This is a genomic window from Advenella sp. EE-W14, assembly GCF_012923605.1.
GTDB lineage: Bacteria > Pseudomonadota > Gammaproteobacteria > Burkholderiales > Burkholderiaceae_B > Advenella > Advenella alkanexedens.
Genome location: NZ_JAAVNG010000006.1, coordinates 274425 through 293948 on the forward strand (window position 1 = coordinate 274425; position 19524 = coordinate 293948).

Here is a 19524-nt window from a genome sequence, read left to right on the forward strand (position 1 = left end):
TCAGTTTGATTTTATACGAGTATCCATTTAACGAGAGAATCCGCTCTGTCATGCGACTGGAGTATCTGTTCAAGCGATTGTTTGCATTTGCCGGGGCGTCCGATCCCATGCAGCAGCATGTGGCTTTGTCGGTCTTGTTTGAAATCATGGATTCGTGTGATCGTGCCGAAGTGCGTACGGGCATTTTGCAGGATATCGACAAACAGAAAACCAATCTCGAGGCTTATCGCAATTATCCCGATGTCGATACCGAGGCCCTGAATCAGGCCATTGCCGATCTGGATCGTGTGTCCGCCGCCTTGTCGGGTACCGGGCGCATAGGCCAGTCAACCCGCGAAAATGAATGGCTGATGAGCCTGAAAAACCGTTTTGCCATTCCAGGCGGCACCTCCCAAATGGACATGCCGTCGTATTCCGCCTGGCAGCTGTTTCCTGAAGAAGAGCGCAAGGCTTCATTGCTGAGCTGGATCAGGCCTTTCATACCCTTGTATGATGGTGTGGCCCAGGTGCTGAAAACGTTGCGTGAATCGGGTCATCCCGTTGAGGCCAACACCCAGGAAGGAGGTGTTTACCAGGAAATGCTGGGGGGTAAGATCTATCAGTTAATCCGGGTGTGGGTACCCGAGCATATTCGCACTTACCCTGAAATCAGTGCCAACAAATATATTATCTGGATTCGTTTTCATCAGTTCTCGCCCGAACAGAAAACAGAATTGGTCACCAGCCCAATAGCGTTTAAAATTGCGCTTTGCAACGTTTGAGTCCATCTTCACTGTGTTTTAGGTATTGCAATTTATTTCAAATTTTCGGGGTAAGGTAGCCAGACCTTGCGTAGATGGTTCACAATATCGTCTATTGATTTTTAATTACGAATTGTTGAGCAATGGCCAATCAAACACAAGAAAATGTACCAAAAACATCTAAACGTCTGCAGCTGGCAATATTTGTCTTGATTGTTATTGGCGGCTATTACGGGTGGCAATATTTTTCCAATGACCCTTCGGGTGACAATGCCACCACACAGTCTCAAGGTGCCGGTGGCCCACCCTTATCCCGTAATGGCCCGGGAGCCGGTGCGCGCGGTGCGATGGTTACCCCCGTCAGGGTTGAAACCGTTCAGCAAAAAGATATGGAAGTCAGGGTACCCGGCTTGGGTACGGTAACCGCTTTCAACACGGTAGGGGTCAGGAGCCAGGTAAGCGGACCCATTGTAAATATTGCCTTTACCGAAGGGCAGGAAGTCAAACAGGGCGATTTGCTGTTTGAGATTGATCCGCGTCCTTTCCAGATACAGCTTCAGCAGGCCCAGGGGCAACAGGCCCGGAATGCAGCGGAACTGGCCAATGCGCGGCAGGATCTGAAGCGTTACCAGACACTTTTCAAACAGGACTCTATCGCCCGTCAGCAGGTGGATACGCAGGCTGCGCTGGTGCAGCGGCTGGAAGCCCAGGCTTATAGCGACAAAGCAGCGGTGGATGAAGCCAAACTGAATCTTGAGTACACCAAGGTATTGGCGCCCATTGACGGTCGTCTGGGTTTGCGAAATGTCGATATTGGCAACCTGGTAACTGCCAATTCAACAGATGCGCTGGTGAGTATTACCCAGGTCAAGCCTATTTCGGTTGTGTTCTCCATGCCTGAAATTCATCTTGCCGAGGTGGCAACCCAATATGCCAAGGGAGCAAAGCTGGAAGTCACCCTGATGGACCGCGATAACCGCCAGGAGCTGGCGACTGGAGAGCTGGTATCCATGGATAACCTGGTGGATGTCAGTACAGGTACGATTAAGCTTAAAGCCAATTTTTCCAATGAAGACGAGCGGCTGTTCCCCAATCAGTTTGTCAATACCCGGCTGAAAATCCGTCAGGTTCCACAGGCAATGGTCATTTCCACCGATGCGATCCAGAACAGTTCAAACGGACCGTTTTTATTCAGGGTGGGCAAGGACAATACCGCGGAAATGGTGCCGGTCAAGCTGGGTGTGACTGATGGCATCTATACTCAGATCCTGGAAGGCGTTGCCTTGGGTGAGCAGATTATCACCGAAGGGGTTGACCGCTTGCGTAATGGTTCAAAAATAGAGATTATCCAGTGAATATCTCACGCGCTTTCATTCTTCGTCCGGTAGCCACTACCTTGCTGATGGTGGCCCTTTTCCTGACCGGGATAGCCGCTTACCGTCAACTGGCCATTTCCGCTTTGCCCGAAGTCGATTACCCCACCATCCAGGTGGTGTCTCTATATCCGGGGGCGGGCCCTGATGCCATGGCGTCACTGGTTACATCACCGCTTGAGCGACAGTTCGGGCAAATGCCCGGCCTGATTCAAATGAGCTCCTCCAGCTCGGGGGGCGCTTCGGTCATTACCCTGCAGTTTTCCCTGTCGCTGGAAATGAGTGTGGCCGAGCAAGAGGTGCAGGCTGCGATTAATGCCGCTTCCAATCTGTTGCCCGCTGACATGCCCATGCCACCGGTGTACAACAAGGTAAACCCGGCCGATTCACCGGTGGTGACGCTGGCAATCACCTCACCTACCTTGCCCTTGTATGAAGCCCGTGACCTGGTTGAAACCCGGATGGCGCAAAAACTGTCACAAATTTCAGGGGTGGGGCTGGTCAGCATTGCCGGTGGACAGCGACCGGCCGTGCGCATACAGGTCAATCCAACGGCGCTGGCGGCCAATGGCATGACCCTGGGAGATGTCAGAAGTGGTGTGACGGGGGCCAATATCAACCAGCCCACCGGCAACCTGGATGGCCCGCGCCGCGCCACCACGATTTATACCAATAGCCAGCTGAAAACCCCCGAAGAATATGAGGCGCTTATTTTGGCCTACCGCGATGGAGCACCCTTGCGCTTAAGCGATGTTGCCCGCGTGGTCAATGATGCGGAAAATACCCGGCAGGCGGCCTGGATTGGCAACGAACAGGCCATTTTGTTAAATATCCAGCGCCAGCCCGGTGCCAATGTGATCGAGGTGGTGGACAATATCAAGGCCTTGCTGCCTCAATTGCAAGCGGCGTTGCCTGCCTCTATCACGGTGGATATTGCCTCTGACCGGACCGAAACCATTCGCCAGTCCATTTCGCATGTTCAGTCCGAGATGCTGATGGCGATTGGCCTGGTGGTGCTGGTGACTTACGTCTTCCTGCGCAGTTTAAGCGCCACCATTATTCCTTCCATTGTTGTGCCCCTGTCCATTGTGGGTACCTTTGCCGTGATGTACCTGCTTGGCTTCAGCCTGAATAACCTGTCCTTGATGGCGTTAACCATTGCCACGGGTTTTGTGGTGGATGATGCCATTGTCATGATCGAGAACATTGCCCGGCATATTGAAAAAGGCGAAACAGTCATGCAGGCGGCTCTCAGGGGGGCGCAGGAAATTGGATTCACCCTGATTTCCCTAACCGTGTCTTTGATTGCCGTGCTGATTCCCCTGCTGTTTATGGGAGATGTGATTGGCCGGCTGTTCAGTGAGTTTGCCATTACCCTGGCAGTGGCCATTTTGATTTCCCTGCTTATTTCCCTTACCCTGACCCCCATGATGTGCGCCCGTATGCTCAAGCCCGAAAGCGAGTATAAGGACAACGCTTTTCACGCCAGAATGGGCAAGGCCATTGACGGCCTGATCCATTATTACGATCGTTTGCTCAACATTGTGCTCAGGCATCAGGGTGCCACTTTGATGGTGGCCTTGGCGACTCTGTTATTGACCCTTTTTTTATACTGGTGGATTCCCAAAGGGTTTTTCCCCCAGCAGGATACGGGCCTTATTCAGGTAATTACTGAAGCACCGCAATCGTCCTCATTCCAGCAGATCTCCGCACGTCAACAGGAAGTGGTTGAGCTTGTCCTGCAAGATCCGGATGTCGAGTCCGTGTCGTCGTTCGTGGGGATTGATGGCAGCAATACCACCCTGAATACCGGCCGTTTGCAGGTTTCGCTCAAGGCAAATGAAAACCGTGACAGTATCACGACAATCATGCAGCGTCTTGAAGAGCGGCTTGCACCGTTAAGCGGCATCAATGTTTATCTGCAACCGGCCCAGGACCTGACGATTGATACCCAGGTTGCCCGCACGCAATATCAGGTCAGCCTTTCAAGCATTGATGCGGCCTTGCTCAGGCAATGGGTGCCCGAATTTGTCGACCAGCTCAGGAAAAGCCCGCTGTTAACCGGCGTCACCGATAACTACCAGGCAGGGGGTTTGCAAACCAATGTCATCGTGGACAGGGATGCCGCCGCACGTTACGGGGTGTCCATGTCCCAGGTGGATGAAGCGCTTTACAATGCGTTCGGGCAGCGTCAGATTTCCACTATTTTCACCCAGTCGGCCCAGTACCGGGTCGTCCTGGAAGTGGATCCGGAATATGGGCAATCACCGGCAGATCTGGCCAATGTCTATGTGGCTTCCAGCAATGGCACGCCGGTGCAATTGACTCAGATTGCGCGTATTGATGACTCGCAAACCCTGCTTGAAGTCATGCGTATTGATCAGTTCCCGGCCGCGCTGGTTTCTTTCAATCTGGCCGAAGGCGTTTCCCTTTCCTCGGCTGTCGATGTGGTGAACGAAGTCCGGGCGCAGATTGGCATGCCGCTTTCGGTGGAAATGCGTTTGCAAGGGGCGGCCCAGGCCTTTGAGTCGTCCCTGTCCAGCACACTCTGGTTAATGCTGGCAGCGGTGTTTACCATGTATATTGTGCTGGGTGTGCTGTATGAAAGTTACATTCATCCCATTACCATTTTGTCCACCTTGCCATCGGCAGCGGTAGGGGCTCTGCTGGCCTTGATCATGACTGGTCGGGAGCTTGACATGATCGGGATTATCGGCATTATCCTGCTCATTGGTATTGTCAAGAAGAATGCCATCATGATGATTGACTTTGCCCTTGAGGCGGAAAGGCATCAGGGCCTGAGTCCCCAGGATGCGATTCACCAGGCGGCGCTGTTGCGTTTTCGGCCGATTCTCATGACAACCCTGGCGGCCCTTTTTGGTGCGATTCCACTGATGCTGTCTACCGGAACCGGTGCCGAATTGCGTCAGCCACTGGGCCTGGCCATGGTGGGTGGGCTGATTTGCAGCCAGGTTCTGACGCTGTTCACCACTCCGGTTATTTACCTGATGTTTGACCGGTTGGGCAAGCGGGCAGAGGTCACGCCAAGGGATGAAAGCAGTGAGCCTGTCTAGCCCCTTCATCGCCCGTCCTGTTGCTACCTCTTTGCTGGCATTGGCTGTTGCCGTGATGGGAGCGATTGCCTATTATTTTCTGGCGGTCGCTCCCTTGCCGCAAGTGTCTTTTCCCATGATTTCAGTCAGCGCCTCCTTGTCGGGTGCCAGTCCCGAGAACATGGCCTCTAGCGTGGCGACCCCGCTGGAACGCTCGCTAGGCAATATTTCCGGTTTGATGTCGATGAGCTCGCGCAATACCGAGGGTAGTACGCGAATCTTCCTGCAGTTTGACATGGACAAGAATGTTGATGACGCCGCGCGTGAAGTGCAGGCCGCCATCAATGCCGCCCAGCCTCTGTTGCCCAGCAGCATGCGCTCACCGCCCACTTATCGCAAGGTAAACCCGTCCTCTTCACCGATTATGGCACTGGCCTTAACGTCCGAGACGCTCGACCAGGGCCAGCTTTATGATTTGGCCTCAACCATTCTGGCGCAAAAACTGGCCCAGGTGGAAGGGATTGGCGAGGTGACGATTGGCGGCAGTTCCCTGCCTGCCGTGCGGGTGGACCTGAATCCTTATGTGCTGGCTTCATACGGCATTGCCCTGGATGAAGTCCGTTCGGCCATTACCTCGGCCAATACGGTCAAGCCCAATGGCTTTCTGGAAAATGAAGAATACCGCTGGCAGATTGGCACCAACGGGCAATTGAGCAAGGCGGCGGATTTTGAAAACCTGGTGATACGTTGGCAGGATGGCGCAGCGGTACGCCTGAAAGACGTGGCCAAGGTTTACGATTCCATCGAAAGTGTCTTCAACAGTGGCTTTTACAACGATGAAAAGGCCATTATCATGCTGCTGCGCAGGCAGGAATCGGCCAATATCATTAAAACGGTAGAACTGGTCAAGGCTGAATTGCCGGCCTTGCGCCTGCTTTTGCCTACACAGGTGGACCTGGATGTTGTCCAGGATCGCACGCCCAGTATCCGGGCAACGCTGGCAGAGGCTGAATTTACCCTGGTTCTGTCGGTGCTGCTGGTGACCCTGGTGGTGCTGGTGTTTTTACAGAATGTCCGGGCTACCCTGATTCCCGCGATTTCGGTGCCTCTGTCTTTGCTGGCGACTTTCATTGTCATGTATTTTCTGGGGTACTCACTCAATACCATTTCCCTGATGGCCCTGATTGTGGCAACCGGGTTTGTGGTGGATGATTCCATTGTTGTACTGGAAAACATTACCCGTCATCTGGAGCGGGGCGTGAGTCCTTTCACGGCCGCCTTGCAGGGGGCCAGGGAAGTCGGTTTTACCGTACTGACCATGAGTGTTTCCCTGATCGCGGTGTTCATTCCCCTGTTGCTGATGGGTGGTTTGCCGGGACGCCTGTTCCGGGAGTTTGCGGTCACGCTGTCGGTGGCCATTCTCATGTCGTTGCTGGTGTCGCTGACCCTGACGCCCATGATGTGTGCGCAATGGCTGAAAAACAAACCGGCCGTACGCAAAGAACGCTGGCTGACCCGGCAGTGGAACCGTTTTTTTGATGCAATGCTGGGCGGTTACAAGAAATCCCTGGCCTGGGCCCTGCGTTTCAGGTTTCTGACCTTACTCATGCTGTTGCTGACGATTGGCCTGAATGTCTACTTGTACGTGATTGTGCCCAAAGGCTTTTTTCCACAGCAGGATACCGGCATGATCATGGGTTTTTTCCGGGTGGATCAGGGCACGTCTTTTCAGGCCATGGTGCCCAAACTGGAAATTTACCGCCAGGAAATCCTGAAAGATCCAAATGTGGATACCGTAATGGGTTATGCCGGCGGGCGGGGTGGCAGCAACTCCAGCTTTCTGATGATTCAGCTTAAGCCTTTTGAGCAAAGGGAATTGTCGGCCAACGACGTGATTAACAATTTGCGTCGCAAGTTTCCGGTTATTCCGGGAGCCCAGTTGTCATTGGTGCCACAGCAGGATATCCGTATGGGTGGGCCTGGTGGTGGTTCAACGGGCTCTTATGACTATACCTTAATGTCCGGTGATCTTGAATTGCTTCGCGAATGGGTGCCTAAAGTGCAAAGGGCCATGGCTGCCCTGCCTGAAATTACCGAGGTGACTGCCGCCGTGGAAGACAGGGGGCGCCGGATTGAATTGGTGATTGACCGTGAAATGGCGACCCGGCTGGGTGTGGACATGGATCTGATTGCCGGCTCCCTGAATAATCTGTTCAGCCAGCGCCAGGTGTCTGTGATTTACAGTGCGCTCAATCAATATCACGTGGTGATGGGGGTTGAGCAGCAGTATGCCCAGGATGCCGGGGTATTGGATACGATAGAATTGATGACAGCCGATGGCAATCGGGTGCCTTTGTCCGCTTTTGCCACTTTTGAAACGGCGAATGCCCCACTAAGTGTGCAGCATCAGGGGTTGCTGGCCTCCGATTCGATTGCTTTTAACCTGGCACCCGGTTTTACCTTGGAGCAGGCCAGCAATGCCATTGAAAATGCCGTTGAACGTCTGAATTTGCCAACCAATGAAATCCAGGCCGGTTTCGAGGGCAATGCGCAGATGTTTCAGCAAACCACCAGTCAGCAGCCCTTGTTGATTCTGGCTGCGCTGGTGGTGATGTATATCGTGCTGGGGATTCTGTATGAAAGTTATATGCATCCCCTTACCATTCTGTCCACCTTGCCATCGGCGGGTGTGGGGGCCCTGCTGGCCCTGATGATTGTGGGCATGGAGTTTACGCTGATTGCCCTGATCGGGGTGTTCTTGCTAATTGGTATTGTGAAGAAAAACGCCATTATTATGGTGGATTTTGCCCTGCAAAAAGAGCGTCAGGAGGGGTGTTCGCCCGAGCAGGCCATTTATGAGGCCTGTATTGTCCGTTTCAGGCCCATCATGATGACAACCCTGGCCGCCATGTTTGGTGCCTTGCCGCTGGTACTGGCAACCGGGGCCGGTGTCGAAATGCGTCAGCCGCTGGGCGTGGCCATTGTTGGTGGTTTGTTCCTGAGTCAGGTGCTAACCCTGTATACAACACCGGTGGTTTATTTGTATCTGGATAAATTGCGCTGGCGCTTTGCCAGAAAGAAAAAACGTACCGGGGAAGTGGCACCGGATACTGACAATTAAAGGTTGAAGAATGAGTGAAGCTTTGAGCAATGATTCCCGTTTTCCAGGCAGGTATTTCCGTTGGGTCGCGACCATGCTGTCACTGGCCCTGTTAAGTGCCTGTACGGTAGGGCCCGATTACGTGCGTCCCGTTCAAGAAACAGGACTGGCCTACAAGGCGGAAAAGGTGGATGGCTGGGTACAGGCCCGGCCTGGAGATGATTTGTCCAAGGGCAACTGGTGGGAGCGCTTCAATGAGCCGGTGCTGAATGATTTAATGAAGCAACTGAATGCGTCCAATCAGAGTATTGCCCAGGCGGTGGCCCGTTATGATGCGGCCAGGGCCCTGACGGCACAAGCCCGTTCGGGTTTTTTCCCGGTGTTGGGTAGCGGTGCCGGCTATGACCGTTCGGGTGGCAGCAATCGCTCGGGAACCTCGCAATATGATTTAAGCGGATCCCTGAACTGGGAACTTGACTTGTGGGGGAAAGTTCGCCGGCAGGTGCAAGGCCAGGAGGCGGCGCAGCAGGCCAGCGCGGCTGATTTGGCCAATGTCAGGCTGAGCATGCAGTCGGAACTGGCCAGGAATTATTTTAATTTGCGCATGATTGATGAGCACAAACGCTTGCTGGAACGGACTTTGCAGGCCTATGAACGCTCATTGCGGATGAACCGGAACCGTTATGCGCAAGGGGTGTCGGCACGGGGCGATGTGGTGGCCGCCATGGCGCAGGTGAATAATGCACGTGCGCAGGCTATTGATATTGAAGCCGAACGTGCGCGAACGGAAAATGCGATTGCCGTGCTGACTGGACAGTTGCCGTCCAGCGTGAATATAGCGCCTGTTGCCTTCGAAGTGAAAGTGCCAGCTATTCCAGTCAGTGTGCCGGCTACTTTACTGCAAAGGCGGCCTGATGTGGCGGCTGCCGAGCGCAAGGTGGCGCAGGCCAATGCTGATATTGGGGTTGCCCAGTCAGCCTGGTTCCCCGATTTGAAACTGAATTTGTCCGGGGGATTGCAAGCTGCCACGTTTTCAGACTGGATTTCTTCCCCGCTTAATTTCTGGTCATTGGGTCCGGCGCTGGCCATGACCCTGCTGGACGGGGGGGCGCGTGCGGCCAATATCAATTATGCCAAAGCGTCTTATCAGGCCGAGGTGGCCGGGTACCGTCAAACGGTTTTGACGGCCTTGCAGGAAGTGGAAGATGCAATCAGTACCCTGGGTGTGCTCAATCGTGAGATTAAGGTTCAGCAGCAGGCATTGGCTGCTTCACGCGAGTCTTTGCAGATAACCCGCAACCAGTTTGAGGCAGGCCTGATTGATTATTTAAGTGTGGTGCAGGTGGAGACAGCGGCCTATTCGGCGGAACGCACGGCTTTGCAGTTGGAAAATCAGCGGCTTAATACGACGGTCGATTTGATCAAGGCGTTGGGGGGTGGCTGGAGTGAGTCGTTAACACCATAGTATTGATGTGGTTTGTTTGCGGTGTTTTCCCTGCTTGTGTTAAAACTGTGGTATTTAGTTGACCCTTTTTGACGGGTGTTATATGCCGATTTTCAAGTGTGATTCCAAAAGTGATAACCCCCAGGTTTTTCCCTTGGATGATATTGTTTGTGGCCTGCGTGAGGCGCGTCATAAGTGGCGGGTATCGCAAAACCGCCAGCATGAGATCGGGGGACGGCATTTGCCTTCTCCCAGTGAGATCAGGGAAGCCCTGGATTCACTGATCAGTGCGCTGTTCCCGATGCGTTTGGGACCTAATGATTTGCTGCAGGAAACCGAAGATTATTATGTGGGCTATACCATTGGGGTGGCGTTGAATGTGTTGCTGGCCCAGGTTCGGCTGGAAGTCCGTTATCAGTATCGTAATGACACTTTAAGTGCCGAAGCGCTCGAGGAGCGTGCGGTGGAAATCATGAAAGCGTTTTCGATTTCCCTGCCAAGGATTCGCAGCCAGTTGGATACCGATGTGAATGCGGCTTATGTGGGTGATCCGGCCGCTGGCAGTGTGGATGAGGTGCTGCTGTGTTATCCGGGTATTCTGGCGATGATTTATCACCGGATTGCGCATGAGTTTTATAAGCTGGATGCCAAGCTGGTGGCGCGTATTATTGCCGAGCTGGCACATAGTCAGACGGGTATTGATATTCATCCCGGTGCACAGATTGGTGACGGGTTTTTTATTGATCATGGCACGGGCGTAGTCATTGGCGAGACAACGATTATCGGAGAGCGGGTGCGGGTGTATCAGGCGGTCACGTTGGGCGCGAAGAGTTTTCCGGTGGCAGAGGACGGGTCGCTGCATAAGGGGCTGGCAAGGCATCCGATTGTTGAGGATGATGTGGTGATTTATGCCGGGGCGACTATTCTTGGCCGCGTAACGATTGGGAAAGGTGCCACGATTGGCGGCAATGTCTGGTTAACGCATGATGTGGCCCCTGGCAGTTTTGTCAGCCAGGCCTCCAGCCGTGACGAGCGGTTTTTTCAGAAAAACGGAGAGTAGAAGGCCTCGTTCCCATGCTCCAGCGTGGGAATGCATACCCCGCTCTTCTTGAGAAGGCGAAAAAACACCACCGGTTTGCTCCGACGCCCCTGCGGGCCGAAGTCGCTGCACCGGTGGTGTTTTTTCGCCTTTACTTGGTTGTTCACCACCCGCTAATCCCCGCAATCCCATGTGCACCGTTTTGTTGGGCAACGGGCAGCAGGGTTTCATTCATGCCGCCAATGGCAAAAACGGGCAGGCCGGCCTCGGCACTTAGTTGCGTGAAGCTTTCCCAGCCCAGCGGTGGCTGCTTGGGGTGGCTGGCGGTGGGCAAAACATGGCCGAGCACGGTGAAGTCAGCCTGAATGATGTTGGCATACAGCAGATCGGCCAGGTTGTGGGCCGAGACACCGACCAGTTTATCTTCAGGCAAGGGCCGTTCTTCCAGCAGGAGAGCGTCCTGGGCCCTTAGTTGCACGCCATCGGCCAGACGCCACCAGGCCTTGGGGTGGATGCTGTTGATGAGCAGGCGGGCGCCTTTTTGCTGGCAGCGCTGGTGGATTTCCAGCATGAGCGTTTTCAGGGATTCGGCTTTGGGACCTTCATCCCAGTTGGGTTCGCGCAGTTGGAACAGACGGATTCCACGGTCCAGCAGGGTATCGAGCTTTTCCAGCCATGCAGGTGCGTTGGTAGCCGAACCGATAGCGCTGATGGCGTAGCGGTCGGGGATACCCAGCCATTTAAGCGGCGGCAAAGAGGCGGGTAACAGCTGGCCCAGTTGTTCTGCATTGTCGGGCAGGGTCCAGACCAGTTGCTGGTTTTCCTGGCCGGTGGGTGTGCCTTGCCAGCGGGTGACTTTCCAGAAGGCAAGGTGGACGATGGTTTTGGGGTATTCGTAAATGAAGTTGACCCATGGGGTGGCATGTTCAACCGTGATGTCGAGTTCTTCTTTCAGTTCACGGCACAGGGCCTGGTGTACGGTTTCACCGGCTTCTATTTTGCCACCGGGAAACTCCCACCAGTCTTCCCAGGGTTTGCCTTTGGGGCGTTGCCCCAGCAGTATTTCGCCGTTGTCACGGATGATGACGCCAACGGCGACATGGATGTGTGGTTTTGACATGTTTGTGTATTTTGGCTTAACGGGTTTAATTGTTTATTAACGGGTTCATTGATCCATGTGGCGTGCAGCCCAGTCGCGCGCGAAATGACGGGCGACGCGGCCGGAACGTGAGCCACGCTCAAGGGTCCATTGCAGGGCCTCGGTGCGGCTGGCCTGAATATGTTCTTCGGGGCAGCCCAGTTCACGCAGCCAGTGGTACACAATGTCCAGGTAATCGTCTTGTTTGAACGGGTAGAAGGACAGCCACAGGCCAAAGCGTTCAGACAGCGAAATTTTTTCTTCCACGGTTTCGCCGGGGTGGACTTCGCCATCGCTCTGGTGCTTGGCTGCAAGGTTTTCGCTCATGTATTCAGGCATTAAGTGGCGACGGTTTGAGGTGGCGTATACCAGCACGTTGTCACCGGATGATGAAATCGAACCGTCCAGAATGGATTTAAGCGCTTTGTAACCGGCCTCGCCTTCTTCAAAGGAAAGGTCATCACAGAAAATGATGAAACGTTCAGGACGGTTGGCTACCAGGTCGACAATATCGGCCAGATCGCCCAGATCGGATTTGTCCACTTCAATCAGGCGCAGGCCACGACTGGCGTATTTGTCGAGCATGGCCTTGACCAGGGAGCTTTTGCCGGTTCCGCGGGCACCTGTCATGAGGACGTTATTGGCCGGTTTTTTTTCAAGGAAATGCAGGGTATTGCGCTCGATGATGTTTTTTTGCCGGTCGATATGTTTGAGGTCATCAGGGGTGATGGTCGAGATGTGTTTGACGGCATCAAGCCAGGCGGTGTTGCCTTTTTTGCGCCACCGGAAGGCGGTGGCATTCCAGTCAGGGGTGGGGGGGGCAGGGGGCAGCCATGCTTCAAGCTGGCCCAGAACGCGTTCGGCGCGTGCAATCAGGGTGGTGAAATCGTGGTTTGTCATTGCTGCAAAGTAATTTGAAAAAGCATTAAAAACAGGTACATTATCACTGAAATAGGGTTTTTCACTGTGATATTTGAGTGAGTCGAATATAATTACACAGTTTGACAGCCTTTTAAATTGATTCTTTTTCTTAATCTGTTGGATTTACCTTGAACTTAGCCGAGATTGTTAGCCCTATTGCCAATGACATGAAAGCGGTCGATGCCGTTATTCGTCAGCGTTTGAACTCTGAGGTCGTCATGATCCGTACTATTGGCGACTATATCATCAGCGCAGGAGGCAAGCGTATGCGGCCTGCCATGGTTCTGATGATTGCCAATGCGTTAGGTTATAAAGGGGCCGACCATCATTTAATGGCTGCCATTATCGAATTCATTCACACTTCAACCTTGCTGCATGATGACGTGGTTGACGAGTCTGACATGCGGCGCGGGCGCAGTACGGCCAATGCGGTGTTTGGCAATGCGGCCAGTGTCCTGGTGGGCGACTATTTATATTCCCGCTCATTTGAAATGATGGTGGATATCGATTCCATGCGGGTGATGCAGATCGTGTCCAATGCCACCACGATTATTGCCGAAGGTGAAGTCCTGCAGTTGCTGAACGTTCACGACCCCGACGTGTCGGTTGAACGCTATTTACAGGTTGTTCGTTATAAAACGGCAAAACTGTTTGAGGCGGCAGCCCAGACTGGTGCGGTCATTGCCGGTGCCAGCCCTGAGCAGGAAAAGGCGGCTGCCGAATATGGCTGTTACGTGGGTACCGCTTTCCAGCTGATTGATGATGTGCTGGATTACTCTGGCGATGCCGAAACCCTGGGCAAGAACGTGGGTGACGATTTGCGTGAAGGCAAACCAACCCTGCCCCTTATTCGTGTCATGCAGGTGGGTACACCCGAGCAGCGCGACCTGGTGTATAAAGCCATTGAAACCGGAGAGGCTGATTTTACCGAGGTTGCCCGAGCCATCCAGGCTACCGATGCCCTGGCGTACACTCGCAAGATTGCGCAGGAAGAGGCCGAGCGTGCCCTAAGGGCTCTGGAACCCTTTCCTGACTCTCCCTATAAAGATGCCCTGATCGGCTTTTGTCACTTTTCCACCGATCGCAATAGCTGATCGGCTCACTAAATATTGCTGGAAACCAGATCAGCGTCCTTGAAGACATAAATCGGTTTGGTTGGCCAGGCACCATCGTAAACCTGCCATTGAACACCCTGTGGGCCAATTTGCATGTCAGCGGTCGCCAGGGTGTTTTCGTGGTCGCTGTCATTGATTTGCTTGCGATAAACCGGAAATTGCGGATGGGTTTGATCGGCCAGAATCTCTAGCGGGTGGCCGACCCCCTTAGCCAGCATTTGCTGGCCACGCAACTGGCGCCAGCCTGATGACCCGGTAATGATTTGCGGATAATTAAACGTTTCGTCATGGATGGCATGATTGGCATGTACCTGATCGGCAGTGATGCTCTTGACCGAGCAGGCGGATGAAAAAAATTCGATACTGAGCAGATGGGGGCTGTTGGTGTGGGCAAGACTAATATGAAAACCGCCGGCTCGCGGAAGCGTTTGCAGCAGCTCCACGGCCTGCTCCAGGCTGGCTTGGTTTAACAGGGCCCGGGTAAGCACCATACGGGGAATGCCGCCTGCCACATGGCGGGAACGCAGGTTGTTAACGGCCATGGCCAGACCTGTCTGGGTCACCGCAAAGGTGTGGCCGGGAATCGAGGCCGGATATACAAAGGAAGTAAAAGCGGGTGAATTGTTGACCTGGCATCGGGCCATGGCACAATAACCGTTAAATTCCGGGTAGCCGTCTTCATTGTGGCAAATGCGCCGTTCAGTGCGTTGTGCCGTTTGCGGGTATTGTACGGTGGTGCAGCCGTCTTTGCTCATGGCCCAGATATCGCCCCGGCAATTCCACAGGAATACATCGGTTTCATCCAGTTCCAAACCCTTTGCCAATCCCTGGATTTCTTCCCAGATGGCAGGAAAATGCTGTTGTACCCGGGTTTTCATTTCCATGAGGTCAGGGTCATGTTTGAAAGAAGTGATATAAGCCCAGTCGGGCGATGTTAGCAGGAAGGCGTGTACGCCAGGAGCGCCAAATTCACCCAGCTGACGGCCAACTTCGTGGGGTGAGCCCTGGATATTGATGTAAGACAGCATGGAAAGCACCTTTTCGGGAAAGACTGAAGTAAAAAACGGCTATAAATGTGACGGGCTTTCGGGTTTACCTTAAGGCCTTATTTTTAACTGTTCATTATCCTATAAAACGGGTTATATTGAATGTTCTTTAGTATGCAATGGGCTGCATTTCCCAAAGCATGAAGAACAGAAAGTGTAAACATACGATTTCAGGAGTAGTCATGTTAAAAAATAAAATGAAAGCAGCATTATTGGGATTTGCCATTACCTTTGCAATTCCAGCTGCAACCACAGCTTATGCACAAGATAAGGAACTGGTTGTTGCTACTGATACGGCCTTTGTACCTTTTGAATTCAAACAGGACGGCAAGTATGTCGGTTTCGATATCGATTTATGGGATGCCATTGCCAAAGAACTGAATCTGAAATATCGTCTGCAACCCATGGATTTCAACGGTATTATTCCCGGCTTGCAAACCAGGAATATCGATGCGGCGCTGGCCGGCATCACCATCAAGGACGAGCGTAAACAAGTCATCGACTTTTCCGATCCCTACTACGAAAGCGGCCTGGCCATCCTGACTTCCGTCAACAATGAAAACATTAAAACCGCGGCAGACCTGGCCGGTAAAGAAGTGGCGGTTAAAACCGGTACGGCAACCGTGGATTACCTGAAAAAAGAAGTGCCCGATGCCAAGCTGAAACTGTTCCCGAACATTGACAACGCCTTCCTTGATCTGGCAACGGGCCGGGTGGATGCCGTGGTGCACGACACGCCTAACGTCCAGTACTATGCCAACACGGCAGGCAAGGGCAAAGTAGTGGTTACGGGCGCATTGCAAAGTGGTGACTTCTATGGTATTGCTTTCCCTAAAGGCAGTGACATGGTGGAAAAAGTCAATGCAGCCCTGAAAACCCTGAAAGACAATGGCGAGTACGAAAAAATCTATACCAAATGGTTTGGTGAAGAAGTCAAGTAATCAAGCAGGCGCCTGAAGCGTTTATAGGGCAATATGAAACGGTGATTGCTGTCCTGTATGGGCAATCACCGTTTTTACTTTGTGTATTGCCGTTTTGCACATAATAAGGAAAAGCTTATGGACTTTGATTTGTCGGTTGTTTGGGATGCGTTGCCCAGCCTATGGCAAGGTACGCTGGTGACAATCAAAATTACTTTTTGGGGCTTGTTTGGCGGTGCCGTACTGGGTGCGCTGGCGGGGGTCATTCGTACGTATGTGCCGGGCTGGTTCTCACTCGATGTGATCCGTCAGCACCCGCTGAGCGGTATTGTGCTGCCGCTGGTTTCCATGATTGCGCAGGCTTATATCCTGATTGTCCGGGGTACCCCGATTGTGGTACAGGTCATGTTTATTTACTTTGCCTTGCCACTGATGGTGGATGTGCGGGTTGATGGCATGAGTGCAGCCATTGCGACACTTATTATCAACTCTGGCGCCTATATCGCGGAAATCGTGCGTGGTGCCTTGCAATCCGTGCCCAAAGGCCTGTTCGAGGCGGGGCAGTCCATGGGTTTGCCCTTTTACAAAATCCTGTTGCGCATTATCGGGCCGATTGCCTTTCGCCGCATGATTCCCGCCCTGGGCAACCAGTGTATTATCAGTTTGAAAGACTCTTCCCTGTTTATCGTGATCGGGGTTGCCGAACTGACCCGGCAGGGCCAGGAAATCATGGCCAGCAACTTCAGGGCTGTTGAAATCTGGGGGGCGGTGGCGGTTATATATTTGATTCTGACCGGTTTGATCGCACTGATCCTGAAAACCATGGAACGTAGGATGCGAATATTATGAGTATGGTAACTTTTGAGCATGTCGTTAAAAAGTTTGGCCACAACACCATTCTTGATGATATCAGCCTGACCATTAACAAGGGTGAAGTGGTTGTGGTGGTGGGGCCTTCAGGTTCGGGCAAGTCCACCTTTCTGCGTTGCATCAATGCGCTGGAAACCATTCAGGGCGGTGATATCAGGGTGGGTCAGTTAAGTGTGCGGGGCAAGCCTGCCGAGGTACGCGAGCTGCGCCGGGAAGCCGGTATGGTGTTTCAGCAGTTCAACCTGTTTCCACAGTTGACGGCACTGGAAAATGTCATGTTTGGGCCCATCCATGCCCGCGGCATGTCCAACAAACAGGCGCGCGAGAAAGCGATTGCCCTGCTTGAAAAAGTCGGCCTGGCCGAGCGTATGGATCATTACCCCGGTGAGCTGTCTGGCGGGCAGCAGCAGCGCGTGGCCATTGCCCGGGCGCTGGCGGTCAACCCCTTGCTGATGCTGTTTGACGAGCCTACCTCGGCTTTGGACCCTGAGTTGCGCCATGAAGTCCTCAAGGTGATGAAAGATCTTGCCGAAGAGGGCATGACCATGATTGTGGTAACCCATGAAATGGACTTCGCTCGCAAGGTGGGAAGCCGCTTAATTTTTATCGATCAGGGTAAAATAGCTCATGATGGCCCGCCATCTGAATTATTATCTAATCCTCCAAGTCAGCGTTTGAAAGATTTTTTACAACACGTTGTGTAACCTCCCAGATAGTTTTAGGAATCAGTATGCCTCAGTATCGTTCAAAAACCTCTACACATGGCCGCAATATGGCCGGTGCCCGCGCTTTGTGGCGAGCCACAGGGATGAAAGACGGAGATTTCGGCAAACCTATTATTGCCGTGGTCAACTCGTTTACCCAGTTTGTGCCAGGGCATGTGCACCTGAAAGATATGGGGCAGCTGGTGGCGCGTGAAATTGAAGCGGCCGGTGGTGTTGCCAAGGAATTCAATACGATTGCGGTTGATGACGGGATTGCCATGGGACATGGTGGCATGCTGTATTCCCTGCCTTCACGTGAGCTTATTGCCGATTCAGTTGAGTATATGGTGAATGCACACTGTGCCGATGCCATGGTTTGCATTTCCAACTGCGACAAAATCACCCCGGGCATGCTCATGGCTGCCATGCGTTTGAATATCCCGGTTGTCTTCGTATCGGGTGGCCCCATGGAAGCCGGTAAAATTCTGGCGCCAGGAACCGGTAAGGTCATTGCCAAGCTTGACCTGATTGATGCCATGATCAAGGCGGGCGATCCCACCGTATCCGATGCGGAAACCGAAGAAACCGAGCGTAGTGCCTGCCCAACCTGTGGTTCATGCTCTGGTATGTTTACCGCCAACTCCATGAACTGCCTGACCGAAGTGCTGGGCCTGTCCTTGCCGGGCAACGGTTCGATTGTGGCAACGCATGCCAAGCGCCGTGCCCTTTTTGAGCGTGCGGGCAGTCTGATTGTTGAGCTGTGCAAACGCTATTACGAGCAGGATGATGCGTCTGTCCTGCCACGTAATATTGCGACCAAATCCTCTTATGAAAACGCCATGGCCCTGGACGTCGCTATGGGTGGTTCGACCAATACCGTGCTGCATTTGCTGGCGGCTGCCCAAGAGGCAGAGATTGATTTCAATATGAGTGATATTGACCGTATTTCCCGTCAGGTTCCCTGTCTATGCAAGGTGGCACCGGCTACCAACAAATACCACATGGAAGATGTTCATCGTGCCGGTGGTGTGATGGCGATTCTGGGTGAGCTGGCTCGTGCCGGTAAACTTGACCTCAATGCAGGTAACGTACACAGCGGTACGCTGGGCAAAGCCATTGAGCAGTGGGATGTCAATAGTGGACATGCCTCAGAGGAAGTCAAAGAGTTTTACAAGGCTTCACCAGGTGGGGTACCCTCCCAAGTGGCTTTCAGTCAGGATAGACAGTACCCCAGTCTGGATCTTGATCGAGCCAACGGTTGTATCCGCAGCCATGAACATGCCTATTCACAAGATGGCGGTCTGGCAGTACTGTATGGCAACCTGGCCATCAATGGCTGTATTGTTAAAACCGCCGGTGTTGATGAAAGTATTTTGAAGTTTACCGGCAAGGCGGTTGTTTATGAAAGCCAGGAAGATGCAACAGCCGGTATTCTGGGTGATCAGGTCAAGGAAGGCGATGTTGTGATTATTCGCTACGAAGGCCCTAAAGGAGGTCCGGGCATGCAGGAAATGCTGTACCCCACCTCTTACCTGAAATCCAAAGGTCTGGGTGCCAAGGCTGCCTTGCTGACAGATGGCCGCTTTTCAGGCGGTTCGTCAGGCCTGGTGATCGGTCATGCCTCTCCCGAGGCGGCTGAGGGCGGTAATATCGGTCTGGTCCAGCAAGGTGATATCATCGAGATTGATATTCCAAACCGTACCATTCATCTGGCCATTTCCGATGAAGAGCTGGCGCGTCGCCGTGCAGCCATGGAAGCCAAGGGTGATCGTGCATGGCAACCGGAAAACCGTGAGCGTTATGTGTCACAGGCCCTGCAGGCATATGCCGCCATGGCCACCTCGGCCGACCGAGGTGCCGTGCGTGATGTCAGCCAGTTAAAGCGTCGTTAATTTTTTAACGGTAACCGGATGGGGGCGCTGTTGTGCCCGTGTCCGGTGGCAAGGGCTGTTTGTTTCTGGGTGGGGAACCACCCCGTCAGGCTTTGCCTGCCACCCCTCCGCAGAGGGGAATTTTCCTGCTTCGTGGAAACAGTGGTGTTGTTGCTGGTTTTGCTGGTTG

14 protein-coding genes are annotated in these 19524 nt (G+C 53.3%); 11 read left to right on the forward strand and 3 right to left on the reverse strand.

Annotated elements, in window-relative coordinates; all coding sequences use genetic code 11:
• The first annotated feature begins 5 nt into the window (after window positions 1–5).
• The 6 genes from zapD (at window position 6) to epsC (ending at window position 10770) form a co-directional block, all read left to right on the forward strand.
• Window positions 6–761, forward strand: coding sequence for a cell division protein ZapD (zapD, locus tag HCX92_RS03660; RefSeq protein WP_169293558.1), 756 nt, complete (start codon window positions 6–8; stop codon window positions 759–761).
• A 122-nt stretch (window positions 762–883) separates the two neighbouring features.
• A complete protein-coding gene (locus HCX92_RS03665) occupies window positions 884–2095 on the forward strand; it encodes an MdtA/MuxA family multidrug efflux RND transporter periplasmic adaptor subunit (RefSeq protein WP_169293559.1) in 1212 nt (403 codons plus the stop codon).
• On the forward strand, window positions 2092–5187 hold the full coding sequence (locus tag HCX92_RS03670; RefSeq protein WP_169293560.1) for a multidrug efflux RND transporter permease subunit: 3096 nt from the start codon (window positions 2092–2094) through the stop codon (window positions 5185–5187). Before HCX92_RS03665 ends, HCX92_RS03670 begins: the two co-directional genes overlap by 4 nt.
• Window positions 5174–8287 carry an efflux RND transporter permease subunit gene (locus tag HCX92_RS03675; protein ID WP_169293561.1) on the forward strand — a complete coding sequence of 1038 codons (3114 nt, stop codon included), beginning with the start codon at window positions 5174–5176 and terminating at the stop codon, window positions 8285–8287. The genes HCX92_RS03670 and HCX92_RS03675 overlap by 14 nt, the downstream gene beginning before the upstream one ends.
• Before the next feature lie 10 nt (window positions 8288–8297).
• Window positions 8298–9731 (forward strand): efflux transporter outer membrane subunit, encoded by a 1434-nt coding sequence (locus tag HCX92_RS03680; protein WP_169293562.1) that lies wholly within the window; start codon window positions 8298–8300, stop codon window positions 9729–9731.
• An 82-nt stretch (window positions 9732–9813) separates the two neighbouring features.
• Window positions 9814–10770 carry a serine O-acetyltransferase EpsC gene (gene epsC, locus HCX92_RS03685; RefSeq protein ID WP_169293563.1) on the forward strand — a complete coding sequence of 319 codons (957 nt, stop codon included), beginning with the start codon at window positions 9814–9816 and terminating at the stop codon, window positions 10768–10770.
• A gap of 142 nt (window positions 10771–10912) precedes the next feature.
• Here the strand turns inward: epsC and HCX92_RS03690 are convergent, their stop codons facing one another.
• Together HCX92_RS03690 and HCX92_RS03695 are read right to left on the reverse strand one after the other, a co-directional pair.
• The gene (locus HCX92_RS03690) at window positions 10913–11869 is read right to left on the reverse strand and encodes a Nudix family hydrolase (protein ID WP_169293564.1); all 957 of its coding nucleotides are present in this window, start codon (window positions 11867–11869) and stop codon (window positions 10913–10915) included.
• A gap of 45 nt (window positions 11870–11914) precedes the next feature.
• Window positions 11915–12787, reverse strand: a complete 873-nt coding sequence (locus HCX92_RS03695; RefSeq protein ID WP_169293565.1) for an ATP-binding protein — start codon at window positions 12785–12787, stop codon at window positions 11915–11917.
• Window positions 12788–12936: 149 nt separating this feature from the next.
• On the opposite strand from HCX92_RS03695, the gene ispB reads away from it, so the two are divergent.
• Window positions 12937–13902: an octaprenyl diphosphate synthase gene (gene ispB, locus HCX92_RS03700; RefSeq protein ID WP_169293566.1), complete on the forward strand. Its 966-nt coding sequence runs from the start codon at window positions 12937–12939 to the stop codon at window positions 13900–13902.
• A gap of 8 nt (window positions 13903–13910) precedes the next feature.
• Here the strand turns inward: ispB and HCX92_RS03705 are convergent, their stop codons facing one another.
• The gene (locus HCX92_RS03705; protein ID WP_169293567.1) at window positions 13911–14951 is read right to left on the reverse strand and encodes a C45 family peptidase; all 1041 of its coding nucleotides are present in this window, start codon (window positions 14949–14951) and stop codon (window positions 13911–13913) included.
• Window positions 14952–15151: 200 nt separating this feature from the next.
• Between HCX92_RS03705 and glnH the strand changes: the two genes are divergently transcribed.
• The 4 genes from glnH (at window position 15152) to ilvD (ending at window position 19355) form a co-directional block, all read left to right on the forward strand.
• The gene (glnH, locus tag HCX92_RS03710; protein WP_169293568.1) at window positions 15152–15910 is read left to right on the forward strand and encodes a glutamine ABC transporter substrate-binding protein GlnH; all 759 of its coding nucleotides are present in this window, start codon (window positions 15152–15154) and stop codon (window positions 15908–15910) included.
• Between the two features lie 117 nt (window positions 15911–16027).
• Entirely contained in the window at window positions 16028–16738 is a 711-nt protein-coding gene (glnP, locus tag HCX92_RS03715; protein ID WP_169293569.1) for a glutamine ABC transporter permease GlnP, read from the forward strand.
• The gene (glnQ, locus tag HCX92_RS03720; protein WP_169293570.1) at window positions 16735–17463 is read left to right on the forward strand and encodes a glutamine ABC transporter ATP-binding protein GlnQ; all 729 of its coding nucleotides are present in this window, start codon (window positions 16735–16737) and stop codon (window positions 17461–17463) included. Before glnP ends, glnQ begins: the two co-directional genes overlap by 4 nt.
• Before the next feature lie 26 nt (window positions 17464–17489).
• Window positions 17490–19355: a dihydroxy-acid dehydratase gene (ilvD, locus tag HCX92_RS03725; RefSeq protein ID WP_169293571.1), complete on the forward strand. Its 1866-nt coding sequence runs from the start codon at window positions 17490–17492 to the stop codon at window positions 19353–19355.
• The last annotated feature ends 169 nt before the right edge of the window (window positions 19356–19524 follow it).